This is a genomic window from Dyadobacter sp., from assembly GCF_039919315.1.
Taxonomy (GTDB): Bacteria; Bacteroidota; Bacteroidia; order Cytophagales; family Spirosomataceae; genus Dyadobacter.
The window spans coordinates 28,984-42,339 of sequence record NZ_JBDSFX010000056.1 but is presented as its reverse complement, the minus strand read 5'-3'; the positions used below and the strand labels follow the sequence as shown (position 1 = coordinate 42,339).

At 45.7% G+C, this 13,356-nt stretch carries 12 protein-coding genes; 5 read left to right on the top strand and 7 right to left on the bottom strand.

All coding sequences use genetic code 11. The features are described 5' to 3' along the window. The 5 genes from ABIO93_RS16035 to ABIO93_RS16015 form a co-directional block, all read left to right on the top strand. A partial coding sequence (locus ABIO93_RS16035) for a response regulator (protein WP_348069402.1) occupies positions 1-2,287 on the top strand: 2,287 nt, incomplete at its 5' end. Positions 2,288-2,290: 3 nt separating this feature from the next. Then, positions 2,291-3,106 carry a CheR family methyltransferase gene (locus ABIO93_RS16030; protein ID WP_348069400.1) on the top strand — a complete coding sequence of 272 codons (816 nt, stop codon included), beginning with the start codon at positions 2,291-2,293 and terminating at the stop codon, positions 3,104-3,106. After that, positions 3,103-3,684: a chemotaxis protein CheB gene (locus ABIO93_RS16025; protein ID WP_348069398.1), complete on the top strand. Its 582-nt coding sequence runs from the start codon at positions 3,103-3,105 to the stop codon at positions 3,682-3,684. Before ABIO93_RS16030 ends, ABIO93_RS16025 begins: the two co-directional genes overlap by 4 nt. Positions 3,685-3,698: 14 nt before the next feature. Next, positions 3,699-5,630: a response regulator gene (locus ABIO93_RS16020; RefSeq protein ID WP_348069396.1), complete on the top strand. Its 1,932-nt coding sequence runs from the start codon at positions 3,699-3,701 to the stop codon at positions 5,628-5,630. A 151-nt stretch (positions 5,631-5,781) separates the two neighbouring features. Next, the gene (locus tag ABIO93_RS16015) at positions 5,782-6,477 is read left to right on the top strand and encodes a hypothetical protein (RefSeq protein ID WP_348069394.1); all 696 of its coding nucleotides are present in this window, start codon (positions 5,782-5,784) and stop codon (positions 6,475-6,477) included. A gap of 54 nt (positions 6,478-6,531) precedes the next feature. On the opposite strand, the gene ABIO93_RS16010 is transcribed toward ABIO93_RS16015, so the two are convergent. From ABIO93_RS16010 to ABIO93_RS15980, 7 genes are all read right to left on the bottom strand, one after another. Then, complete coding sequence (locus tag ABIO93_RS16010) at positions 6,532-7,800, bottom strand: cyclopropane-fatty-acyl-phospholipid synthase family protein (RefSeq protein WP_348069392.1); 1,269 nt, start codon at positions 7,798-7,800, stop codon at positions 6,532-6,534. A gap of 11 nt (positions 7,801-7,811) precedes the next feature. Then, positions 7,812-8,624: a DUF1365 domain-containing protein gene (locus ABIO93_RS16005; RefSeq protein WP_348069390.1), complete on the bottom strand. Its 813-nt coding sequence runs from the start codon at positions 8,622-8,624 to the stop codon at positions 7,812-7,814. A gap of 40 nt (positions 8,625-8,664) precedes the next feature. Further along, positions 8,665-9,924, bottom strand: coding sequence for an FAD-dependent oxidoreductase (locus tag ABIO93_RS16000; RefSeq protein ID WP_348069389.1), 1,260 nt, complete (start codon positions 9,922-9,924; stop codon positions 8,665-8,667). Between the two features lies 1 nt (position 9,925). Then, the gene (locus tag ABIO93_RS15995; RefSeq protein WP_348069387.1) at positions 9,926-11,053 is read right to left on the bottom strand and encodes an alpha/beta hydrolase; all 1,128 of its coding nucleotides are present in this window, start codon (positions 11,051-11,053) and stop codon (positions 9,926-9,928) included. Beyond that, positions 11,046-12,086, bottom strand: a complete 1,041-nt coding sequence (locus tag ABIO93_RS15990; RefSeq protein ID WP_348069385.1) for a cyclopropane-fatty-acyl-phospholipid synthase family protein — start codon at positions 12,084-12,086, stop codon at positions 11,046-11,048. The genes ABIO93_RS15995 and ABIO93_RS15990 overlap by 8 nt, the downstream gene beginning before the upstream one ends. A 71-nt stretch (positions 12,087-12,157) precedes the next feature. Beyond that, positions 12,158-12,946: a DUF1295 domain-containing protein gene (locus tag ABIO93_RS15985; protein ID WP_348069383.1), complete on the bottom strand. Its 789-nt coding sequence runs from the start codon at positions 12,944-12,946 to the stop codon at positions 12,158-12,160. Beyond that, a complete protein-coding gene (locus ABIO93_RS15980; RefSeq protein WP_348069381.1) occupies positions 12,939-13,274 on the bottom strand; it encodes a DUF1475 family protein in 336 nt (111 codons plus the stop codon). The genes ABIO93_RS15985 and ABIO93_RS15980 overlap by 8 nt, the downstream gene beginning before the upstream one ends. Positions 13,275-13,356 lie beyond the last annotated feature (82 nt).

Sequence of the window (13,356 nt, the reverse complement as noted above, 5' to 3'; positions counted from 1 at the left end):
TTCCGACAATGTGGCTGTGGCCATTATGGCTTCGCGCGCACGGCAGATTGCCGGTGAGCTGCTTGAAAAAACACAATTACAAGCAGAAGAACTGGAAAGTCAGCAGGAGGAATTACGAGTGACGAATGAGGAGCTTACCAGACAAACATCATTGTTACAGGTTTCCGAAGAGGAACTACGCGTGCAGCAGGAAGAACTGAAACAGATCAATACTGAGCTCGAAGAGAAGGCATTCATGCTGGAAGAGCAGAAAAGTACTATTGAGGAAGCGAGAGACCAGATCCAAATTAAGGCGGATGAGCTGGAAAAGAGCGGTCGCTTTAAAAGCGAGTTCCTGGCGAATATGAGCCATGAATTACGGACTCCATTGAACAGTATCCTCATTCTTTCGCGCATTTTGGGTGAAAATAAAGGTGCGCGTTTAAGCGAAGAGGAACAACGGTATGCTTCGGTGATCTTTAATTCCGGAAACGATCTGCTGACATTGATCAACGACATTCTCGATCTGGCAAAGGTAGAGTCGGGCAAAATAGAGCTGATGAATGAGAAGGTCAATACGGAATTGATCTTATCTGAATTGAGAAATACATTCCAGAAAGTTGCAGAAAATAAGGGTCTTACATTAAAAATAGAACGAGCAGAATCTTGCCCCGAGGTATTGTTGGTGGATCAGGTGAGGTTGTTGCAGATCATACGAAATCTCCTTTCCAATGCGATCAAGTTTACCTCGGCACCAGGTACGGTTTCATTAACGATTAGCGAGGCAAGCGGTTATCTGCACTTTGATGTGGCCGACACGGGTATTGGAATTCCTCTTGAAAAACAGAAAGCCATATTTGAAGCATTTCAGCAAGCCGACGGTTCGACGAGCCGTAAGTATGGCGGTACCGGTCTTGGACTTTCGATCAGCCGCGAGCTGGCCAATTTGTTTAAAGGATCTATTTCTCTGCGAAGTGAGCCGAACGAGGGATCTGTATTTACATTGAAAATTCCTTTGCTGACAGAGGAAGGGCAGGTGGAAGAAGTATTGACGCCTGCTGAAATTATTCAGAAAGAAAAAGAGGCGGCCGCGGCGAAAATTATTGAGAATGGTCGGGCCAAACGACTGTTGCTGATCGAAGATGACCCCATTTTCGCAGCAGATATGTCGGCTAAGGCGAGTGATAGCGGATTTGAAGTTCAAGTTGCGGTAGATGGAAAGTCGGGGCTCGAAATGGTGAAAACTTTCAATCCGACAGCGATCATATTGGATATGCACTTGCCTGATATTTCGGGAGACGAGGTTTTGAAGGAATTGAAAGCTGATGCGAAAATGAGGTTGATCCCGGTTCATACCGTATCGTCTGGCGATTACTTTAATCTGGATATGCTCAAAGATGGTGCGGTGGGATTTATGCAGAAACCGGTTGACCAGAAATCGGCGGAAAGCATTTTTAATCTGCTCAAACTGGAAGGAAAAGACCTTGAAAAGCAAAGAATCCTGTTAATTGAGGACGATACCACGCAGAGCAAGTATCTGGGTGATTTCCTGGCAGCCAATAACATTTTTGTCCTGTACGCATTTTCGGGCAAAGAAGCACTGGACATTTTACGGAATGATTCAGTAGACGGGATCATTCTGGATGTGAAACTTGCGGATATGAATGGCCTGGATTTATTGGACGAGATCAAGAAAAATTCAGACTGGAATGCATTGCCAGTGGTTGTTAACACCGCCGCGGACCTGACGCAGGCGGACCTGAGCCGTGTCATGAGGCATTCACACCCGGTAGTCATCAAAACAAAGAAATCAAACGAGCGGCTGCTGGATGAAGTGAAGTTGTTTCTGAAAAAGATACAGCCTAAATCAACGCAGTCGGAGAACAGAACTGAGCCTTTCAGCAATCCGATCGTGCATTCAGAAAAAGTGTTTGTCGGAAGGAAAATCCTGCTGGCAGACGACGATATGCGAAACATATTTGCGCTGAGCGCGGTATTGGAAGATTCCGGCTTTAAAATTGAAATTGCCACAAACGGGCGGGAAGCGATCGAAAAACTGGAATCGACTACTGGCATTGAATTGGTACTAATGGATGTAATGATGCCTGAAATGGACGGAATCGAAGCTACGCGAAGGATCAGGCAGCAGGGTAAGTGGGCCAATCTGCCGATTATTGCGGTAACGGCGAAGGCGATGCAGGGCGACAGGGAGCAATGTCTGGCAGCAGGAGCGAATGATTACATTTCGAAACCGGTGGACATCGATAAGTTGCTGTCATTGATTAAGGTCTGGTTACATTCGGCTTAGCATATGGTACTGATTGAATATCCGGAACTCGAAATGTTGATCACGCGGATCAGGGAAATATCAGGGTTTGATTTCTCCGGTTACGCACGACCATCATTGCTTCGGCGGGCGAGCCGGTACCTGTCGGGAAAGGGAATGAACCTGGGCGAACTTTTGATACACATTGAACCGGGTGGGCGCATTGTGTATGACCTCATTCAGGAATTGACGGTCAACTATTCGGAGATGTTCCGCGACCCGGATTTTTTTGTCAAAGTTCGCAATGAGGTATTCACTTATCTTGAATCTTATCCGGCGATCCGAATGTGGGTAGCGGGTTGCGCGACAGGAGAGGAGGCATTTTCAATGGCCATTTTGCTGAAAGAGGCCGGTTTTCTGGATCGCTCGCTGATTTACGCTACTGATCTCAGTAACAAAGTATTGGCTTCTGCCAGGGAAGGTGTTTTTACATTGGGTAACACCCGTACTTACTCGGAAAATTACATGATGGCGGCCGGAAAGAATTCATTGTCGGACTACTATCATGTTGCCTATAATAAGGCAGTAATATCGCCGGAGTTGCGCAGGAACATCATTTTTTCTCTGCATGACCTGACGGGCGACGGTGTTTTCAATGAATTTCAATTCATCAGCTGCCGGAATGTGATGATTTATTTTACACTGGAATTGCGGCAAAAAGTATTCCGGTTATTGTATGATAGTTTAAGCATGTTGGGCTTTCTTTGTCTGGGCAAACGGGAGACTTTGCGGTACTCGGGCATTGAAGGTCATTTCAAGATTATCGATAGTTCGCTGAACATTTATCAGAAAATCAGATGAAAACGGCAGATGATGAACCCCTTAGTCTTGTCCTTATTGGCGGTTCGTCGGGTAGCTTTGTGATTTTCGAAGAGATCCTGAAATTGCTAACCAATCCATTGTCGTTTGCGCTTGTATTTATTTTGCACAGAGGGAAATCCAGTTCGTCGGCGTTACCCGAGCTATTTAAAACCAAAACCCGTGTTTATATGAAGGAGCCCTACCATTTGGATCCTATCAAGGCAAACAGCATTTATTTTGCATTTCCAGATTATCATTTGCTGATCGGCCCCGATCAGCGCTTTTACTATGATCTTTCTGAAAAGGATTTTTTCTCCCGACCATCCATAGACTCGACTTTTATATCCGCCGCCGTATCAGGAATCCCTGTTAAGGCGGCTATGCTTTTTTCCGGTTCCAGTGCCGACGGTGCTTCCGGCATGAGAGTGCTGGCCCAGAAAGGTTATCCTACCTATGTTCAAAATCCTGATTTTGCCGAGTCGCCCAGAATGCCACAGGAGGCCATTCGGCAATATGACCAGCATGCAATTCTGAACGAAGCCAATTTGTTTCAAGCGATTAAGAACATACTCTATTAGCCCTCAACGTAACCATGGAAAACACCAAAATTCTTTTGCTGGATGATCGGGAAGAAAATCTACTCTCGCTGAAAGCAATCCTGAACAGAGGAGACATTGAAATTTATGCAACGACTTCTCCCAATGAAGCCCTGCGGATTGTGTGGGAGAATGACATTGCAGTCGCGCTGGTCGACGTTCAGATGCCGGGAATGGATGGTTTTGAATTTGCAGAAACATTGCTTTCCAATCCCAAGACCAAGGAGATACTGATCGTTTTTGTTACTGCAATATCCAAGGAAACGACCTACGCTGTGAAGGGCTTAAAAACAGGGGCTATTGATTACCTCTACAAGCCGCTTGATCCCTACATTACCAATGCCAAAGTTGACTCGCTGATCAGGCTGGCACGTAGCCAGAAGGAGATCAGGGACAAAAATAAGTTACTTGAAAACTACGCAACCATTATTCTGAATTCACCCGACATCATCGCTACGATGGAGCCTGAAACGGGTAATATCATTTCTATCAATCCTTCTGTTGAAACGATACTGGGCCTGTCACCCTCTGCTCTGCTGGGGATTACCATGCTTGATCTGCTGGTTGACCCTGTCAATTCAAGTTTACGGGAAGTACTGGTGAAAAGGACTTACATAGGGGGTGATACCATTGTGGTAGAGGATCAGTTTTATGGCAGGCTGCGTCAGCCGGTTTGGCTTGAACTAAGGATCATGTATAAAAACAGGCTGCTGTTCGTGAATTTGCATGATGTTGAAAAACGGAAGGCGCACGAGCGGGCGCTCATATACGCACAGAACCAGGCCGAAAAAGCGAGGAAGGTAAAGGAAGCATTCCTGGCCAACATGAGCCATGAAATCAGGACGCCATTGAATGGTATAATCGGATTAGGAAACATCCTGGCGGCGACCGAGCTGGATTTGGCGCAACAGGACCTGATTAGTATGCTACGGCAATCTTCGGGCTCTCTGCTCAATATTTTGAATGATATTCTTGACATTTCTAAAATAGACGAAGGGAAATTCTCCATCATTCCTACGTCTACTGATCTCCGGCTTTTGGGAAAAGGCATTATTGACCTGATGAAATTCAAAGCGGAGGAGAAAAAGCTGGACTTGCAACTGGTAGTAGATCAGTCTGTTCCGGAAAGTGTGAAAGCGGATGGAATGCGTATCAACCAGATTTTGTTGAATCTAGTAGGCAATGCATTGAAATTCACGCAAACAGGGAGAGTACTACTGAAAATAGAGCATTTGTCGGAAGTTAGCAGCGGACACAAGGTCAAATTCAGTGTGGATGATTCCGGCATAGGGATGTCGGAAGAGCACATTTCCAATATTTTTTCCGAATATGGACAGGCGTCGGAAAATACTTCGCATCAATACGGGGGAACTGGTCTCGGACTGACCATCTCACAAAAACTGGTGCGGCTAATGGGCAGCGAGCTGGAAGTAAACAGTAAATTTAATGAAGGCAGCCAGTTTTTCTTTACACTGGTACTTCCGGATGCCCATGAGAAAGTGGGAGAGGTGAAACCGCCCGTTTCGTTTCAGGACCTGCCTCCGTTTGAGGGTAAAAAAGTGCTGGTAGCGGAAGACAATCCCATTAATGCACTTTTGCTGCGTAAGTACCTGAAAACGTGGCAAATGGACACTACAATGGTTGTGAACGGCAGGGAAGCAGTGGATGCATTGAAAGAACAGAACTACGACCTGATCATTTTGGATACAAGGATGCCCGAAATGGATGGTTTTCAAACCGCCAGATTTGCGCGTAAACAATTGCACGTCAAAACCCCTATCCTTTCGCTGTCCGCTACGGTACTGCCGGAAGAGATCGATCAGGCGATCCAGGCGGGAATGAACGATACTTTATCCAAACCTTTTGAACCTGAAAAACTGCATATCAAAATCGGCCTACTTTTGTCCAGAGGCGTAACAAACCTATAATGCAACGAATTATTGCCGATTGTCGTAATGATTGATTACATGAGTACGTTATTAAAAGTAATTGTAATTAACCGACCAAATGAAAAATAATAGAAACAGTTGGAGTTTACTTCTGTTAGTTGCCCTCGCTGGATGTAGTTCCTCTAAAACAATGACTTATGAGTCCAAATGGAATGCACCATTTTCCTATGTGGACGAAGTCAAACCCGATCAGCAGGATCAGAAGTCAAGATTAAAGTACGGCATCATCAACGACGATCAGTATGTGTATATTACGCTGAAAACAAAGGATCCTACTACCATTCAGAACATTCTGGGAAGTGGGTTGAAAATTTCTTTCAGCCCGGAAGGCCAGAAAAAGGAAGGGTACTACCTTCTTTTTCCGGTAGTGATGAAGGAAGACAGGAAAGCGCTCAAAAGAATTGACACTGACCTTCCCAATAGCCTCGGATTGGACTTACTGCTCGATTCTTACAACAAGGAAGCACTTTGGAAAGATAAGGAGGGCCAGCATTCGATCAATCTGGTAGTACCCGACGGCAGCATCAAATCTCACATTGCAATGGATAGAAACGGCGAGCTGACCGAGCAAATTGCCATCCCGTTCAGCCTGATGGACGTGAATACAAAAGAAGGCTCCATGTTGGGGGTTAACATCAAGGTAGATGGCCAATCTTCGCAATCCGGGTTTAGTCCCCGCATAGGTATAGGCCTGGGCGGTGGTATTGGCATGGGCGGCGGCATGGGCGTAGGGATCGGTTCAGGCAATGGATACGGATCACGTTACAACGGCAACGACCGCAATGTGGACATCCGACTGGAAGTGCAACTAGCCAGAGCTAACTAACAACGAAATATTTATGCATTAAAGAGCCCGCCGGGAGACCGACGGGCTCTTTATTTAGATTCCGGTATTGTTGGGCCTGCTGTAAACCATTTGGATCACGCTGATATTCCGCATCTTGAACGCGGCTTCGCAATAGCACAAATAGTAGGTCCATTTGCGTATGAATTCGTTGTCAAATCCGAGGCTCCTTACCTGATCAAGATTTGCATTGAAGCGGTCCAGCCATGATTTAAGTGTTTGTGCGTAGTGCAATCCGATCTCTTTCATATCGATCATCGTAAGATCACCGGTGAGGTTAACAGCTTGATTGATAATGCCAATGGAGGGCAGTAGTGAGCCTGGGAAGATGTATTTCTGAATCCAGTCGACACCTTTACGCAAGCTATGGTAGCGCGAGTCGGGACAAATGATTACCTGAATGGCAAGGATACCGTCTTTTTTTAACAGATCATTACATCTTTTGAAATAAGATTTAAGATACTGATGCCCGACCGCTTCCAGCATTTCAATGGACACGATCTTGTCAAATTTCCCATCCATTTCCCGGTAATCTTTCACCAGCACTTTTACCCGTTCCGACAAACCGGCCTCCGCTATACGTTTGGTTGCAAATTTCTGTTGCTCCACGGAAAGTGTCAGAGAGGTGACGCGGCAGCCATAGTTTTGCGCCATGTGAATAGCATTTCCGCCCCATCCACTACCGATTTCCAGTACATGATCTGTGTGTTTCAAACTCAGTTTCCGGCATAGCCGATCATATTTTTCAATTTGCGCTTCTTCCAGACTAATGTCCGCACGATTAAAAATCGCACTGGAATAGGTCATGGTGTCGTCGAGGAAGGTAGCAAAGAAATCATTGTTCAGGTCGTAGTGCTCGGAAATGTTCCTGCGCGACCCTGATAGTGTGTTGGCTCTTTTGTTCTGTAATAATTTATTGAAAAGTCGTAGCACATTCATTGAGAAGTGCTGCGAACCGCTTCCAGAAACACCCGGAGCGTTTTCTATATTGAGGAGTACCCAGCCGATCACGTCAGTAATGTTGTCCGTATCCCAAAGTCCGTCGACATACGCTTCTCCAAATCCGATGTCGCCAAATAGCACTATTTTCCGGAACAGATTAACGTCATTGACCCGGATCATCGCCTGCAAACATCCTTCACCAGTGCCAAATGAAACAGTCTGGCCGCCTGGCAAGGTCATTGTCAGCCTTCCCAATGTCATTTTATTCAGCTGACTATAAACTATTTGCTGGTAAAAGCCGGGCTTCGCCGCATTTGGCATAGCTGGTACTTCTTTCGTAAACGGGCGGGTGTTAACTAGCATATTTTGTTCGGTTAAGATTCATAAGGCCTGAAAACCTCTTTCTGTAAGCGCAGATTATCCGATTTTTTGATAAACTTTATCTTCCTGGTCCACAGCAGGAAAGCCTGCCAGTGGATCATGGTAATGATCTTCAAGGTGATTAGAGGAAAAGAGATAAAAAATAGGAGCATATTGCTGTCATTCAACTCCTTTCGCTTTCCGGTGAGTGAGCTGATAAAAATCAGTTCACCATTCGGATTATAATCATTGATACTGATCCTCAGATTTTTCTCGGGAATATTCAGTTTAAAATGAAAGTGTGTGTCCAGCTCCATAAATGGCGAAACATAAAATTCCTTGGCAGTATTGAGTTCAAAACGGTCGTTACTGTACGTTTTCATATCCAGAAAATAAGGCTTCATTTCCCGGAAAGTGTTACAAACTTCCACCACCGAGCATACCGGGTTTCCGGCTTCATCGTAACAGTAGTAAAAGGAAACCGGATTAAACTGGTAACCCATCGTGCATAAGTTGGTGAGTACCATAATCCTTCCTGTTCCAATCGTCACACCATTAGCAGTTAGGTAATCGGTTAAATGCTGCCTGATATTTTTGCTTTGATCGGGGTTTTCACGCGGGAGCTGCAAATGATCACGGTCGCGAAAATTGAAGAGATTGAACTTGTTACGGCTCATTAACCTCAGTTTCTTGTTCAGCAGATCCAACTCATCCAGATCGAGGTAAAACATGAATATGCCGTAAGTGAAGTAATGTTCCTTCGGACCGAGCCGCTTGTGCATTACGGTAGCTTCGTATAAACATGAATTAAATTTAAAACCTTTCATGCTGCTATATACGACCGAAAGTTTTCTTTGGATTTTCGTCTCAAAGAACATTTTCCCCCAATAAATGGGAGCAGAGCTTTACTGCGCTGGCAAACGCGTCTTCATGAAAACCATATTTGAAATAACTCCCACAGAAATAGATCGGTCCGCCTTCATTCAATGTATCTAGTTCCTCCTGCGCCTTTATGGCAGGTACATCGAACAAAGGATGGTCGTAGTCGATTTCTTTCAAGATTTTGCGCTCATCCAGGTCCTGATGAGGATTGATGGAGACAAAGTAGTTCTTACGTTTGGAAACATCCTGTAATTGGTTCATCCAGTAAATGGTACTCGGTTTTTGCTCCCCGTCTTCCTCCTTAATGCGATAATTCCAGCTGCTCCATGCAAGTTTAGCTTTGGGCATAATGGCTTCGTCGGTATGCAGTACGGCCTTGTTATACTGGTATTTAAAGTTCGAAAGCAGCCGCTGTTCAGCAAGCGTGGGCTCGGATAGCATAGCCAGCGCCTGATCTCCGTGGGTTGCAATAATGACCCTGTCAAAGGCCTCGAGACTGCCATCGGATGCCCTAACCATTACCTGACCGTTTTGCCGGATCACCTGCAGGGCTTTGCGGTTGATATGAATTTTGTTTCGGAATGGCCCGATCAGTATTTCGCGATAGGATTGGCTGCCTTTGTTCAAAGTATACCATTGATGCTGGGTGTCGAGGCCCAGGAAGCCGTGGTTTTTAAAGAAACGGATCAATGTTACCGCCGGAAAGTCCAGCATTTCTTTCATAGGCGTAGACCAAACTGCCGAGCTCATGGGCACGAGGTATTTCCAGAGCATATCAGCGCTGTATCCAAATTCTGTGATGTACCTGCCAATCGAGTAGTGCGCGTATTTGGGGTCGTCCAGAATTTTCACACTCTCTTTGTTGAAGCGGGAGATCTGGGCAAGCATTTTCAGGTAGCTGACATTAAAAAGGTTTTTTCGCTGCGCAAACAAATGGTTCAGACTGCTTCCGCTATATTCCAGGCCGCTCGGCTGATGCTGCACGCTAAAAGACATGTCCGTTTTTTGAATGGGCGCTTTGATTTTTTCAAAAAGCTTGCAAAGGTTGGGGTAGGTCTGGAAATTAAAGACCATAAAACCCGTATCAATGTGTACCGGGCTGCCGTCCTCGTCGACGGTTACCGTGTTGGTATGGCCACCCACGTAGTCATTTTGCTCATAGAATGTGAGGTTGTCCACCTCACTCAGGAAATGTCCACATCCCATTCCGGCTATCCCGGTTCCAATGATGGCTGTTTTAAGCATGTTATCTGGTCACAGAATTTAAAAAATAAGAAACGGCATAGGTAGAGAGCTGGCCGCCAGGGCCGTTAATGTTGTAATCAAACCCGTGCGTGGCCCAGGGAAGGCTGAGGAGGTAATGCGGGACGCCTTTCTGTTGTAGTTTTAAATTGAGTCTCCGGCTGTGCTCATAAGCAACGAGAGGATCATTTTCTCCGTGAATCAACAGGGTAGGTGGCGATTTTTCAGAAGTAAAAAGGATAGGAGAGCTGTTCTCGTAATTTGTAGGAACAGCCGCGTAGGATCCACCCAGATAGTCCTCCATCACTTTCCTTGAATCCATGATCAAGGGATTAGAAGGAATCGAATATCCCCATACCATATCTGCCGGACCATAGAAGTCAATTACACCCTTAATGGACGGCTCATGCAGTGTGTACGCGGCGAGTAACGCGATTTGAGCTCCGGCAGACCGCCCCAGCAACACAAAACGGTTTGGGTCAATATGCCATTTTTCGGAGTTATTTTTCAAAAAAGCAATGGCATCTTTGACATCCCGAACAGGAGCAGGACTTTGGCTACCCGGCGCGAGCCGGTAATTGATCGCCGCCACATGATAGCCTTCCCGGGACAAGATACTGTTCAATTCAGGAAGCTGGGTATTGTCCCCGCTCTTCCAGGATCCACCATGAACTACGATTACACAAGGCCTGTTACCGCCAAGAGCCGAAGGATAGAAGTCCATAGAAAGCGGTGTCTGTTTGTCGTGTTTATAGGTCAGCTTCGTGTGATTGATGTTTCTTACACTGTTAAATATTTTAACTAGGCCGAAGGGATGGTTATTGGTCTGTGTCAATCGGTCGGCTTGTCCAAAATTGGCCGAAAGCCTTTCGGCAAGGTCAGTAGCAATGATTTTCGCCTTTATCATTGGAGAAATATATAGTAATAGTGCGCCAAGCAGGAAAACATTCGTTACCAGCGGATACTGCGCATTCTGAATATTGAACAGAAAACAAATGATTATGACCAATATCGGGGCCCAGGGAAATTCGTCGACGATAATCGTAAGCAGCCATAATGGGTAGGCCGGCGCCGGGAAAATCGTCAGGAGCGAAATCAGAAAGAGGGTGACAGGAAGAATGAGCCTAAGCATTGTTTTGCGTTTTGTGAAACAGATAATGGCTCACAATCCATTCATTACCATTATTGTAGTTCCAGAGCTCGGCGCACGACATAAAAAAGATGCGCCAGTAAACCCACCATTTCAATGCATTGGCCTTACCATAAGTTTGCTCAAACAATGGAATGATCCCGGCTTTATGTTTATCCATATTGGCAAGCCAGGCCTCCGAAGTTTTGCCATAATGGGTGCCGCTCACGTGCCAATGTTTTTCCACGGTCAGATCATCATTAAAATAAAGCATCAGATCATCGCTCGGCATCACACCGCCTGTAAAGAAATACTTGCTCATCCAGTCGCTTTCGTCCACAACCTCAAAAAGATACGCATATTCTTTGTGGGTAAAAATATGAATGAACAGCTTCCCGTCCGGTAAGAGGAATGAGGCGACTTTTTTCATCAGCAGCTCATAGTTCCGCATATGCTCGAACATTTCTACTGAAACAACGCGGTCGAATTGCTGGTCGATGTGGAAATTATTCATATCGGCTGTCAGTACCGTCAGGTTTTGAATGCCGCGCTGGACAGCCTGCTGGTCGATATGCAACTTTTGGGTTCGGGAATTGGACACCACTGTGAAGTTGCTGCCCGGATATTTAGCGGCCATGAACAATGACAATGATCCCCAGCCGCAGCCCAGCTCCAATACATGCTGACCGTTCTGCAAATCAGCCCGTTCGCAGGTAATTTCCAGCATATCAGTTTCCGAAGTATCAATGTCAATGACGCCTGGCTTCCAGTACCCGCTTGAATATTTCAGGTTTTTACCCAGACAATATTGATAAAACTCTGTCGGAACTTCGTAATGCTGCTCATTGGCATCGGTCGTGTTGACTGCAATAGGCGAGCTTTTGAGCATTTGGATAAAATCCATTAAATGTGCCTGCTGCTGCTCCACGCCGCCTTTGTTCTCATCTTCAAGCCGCTGTTTCAAAAGCTGCCTGATGCGTGTGCGTATCACGAAGTCCGGAATCTGATCTTTTTCTAAAATGCTGTCAATCCACATAACTGGAAAATGGGAGGAGGTAGAAATGAATTTTAGTCAACCTACGACAGAGCGGGGCCGTTTGGATGCATTTATTTTTTGAACCACGGCACAAAGGCGCTGGTAGTACGTTGGTATTCTTTGTATAAATCCCCTTTCGAGCGCACGGATTGTTCTTCCGTCGCCGGTATTCCGGTGACATTGAGCAGCAGGTACAAAATGATGGCCGGACTAATGATCGCTATGAAACCATAAGGCGAGGCCAGCGCCACTACAAAATAACCCACCCATATCAACCATTCAAAAAAGTAATTAGGGTGACGCGAGTAATTCCAGAGACCCCTATCGCAGACTTTTCCTTTGCTCGCAGCGTCTTTCTTAAACTGATCCAATTGCCAGTCCGCGACCGCTTCACCTGTAAATGCGATGAGCCATATTCCTGCCCCAATGTATTCCAGTATGGTAATTTCGCTGGTTTTATTGGCGGTAGTAATAAAAAACGGGATCGCCAACAATATATTTGAAACCGCCTGAGCCTGAAAAAACCAGAACAGTTTTCGGTCGGAGTGAGGTGCCCATTCCTTGCGAAGCTGGGCATACCTGCCTTCCTCCTCATGAATGTGGCCGAGTACCCGTCTAGCCAAATGTGTCCCCAGCCTTAATCCCCAAATGATCACCATTGCACTTAGCAGCCATATCCTTGGTGCAAAGCCATCCGCCAAAAGCAGCAGTATGATCGCGATGACAGGGAAATTGTAAGACCAGAATATATCGACCACTCCTCCATTCCTGATTTTATATGCCCATATCCATACGACTGCCATGATCAGGCAGCACGTCATGAGGCTTGCGATGACTGGCGTTATGAGGATACTAATCATGCTGTTTCATCAATAATTCCTGAATTCCTTCTCCCGGTTCCAGTTTAAAAAGCTCAATCAGGATGTAAACGCAGCTGGCTATACTTCCCAGACAAACCATAGCAATGAGCCAGACGATTTTAAGAAGAATGCTGGGTTCTTTGTACCAGATCCACAAATAGATCACGAAAACATTGGCATAAAAATCCCAAAGCGTAGCGCGCATCCAAGGGATAGAGCCCAGGAAATCCCATTCCTTGAACAAGTTGCTTTTCAAACTGGTCGTGACGACAACATAACACATCCAGACCAGAATGATAGTGAAGGTAATTTTGAGAATGGTGATCATGGTTTTGTATGTTTTGCTAAACCGGGAACATTATTTGCTACTTTTAATGCATACGATTTTTATGGGGAAAGCGATTAGCAGC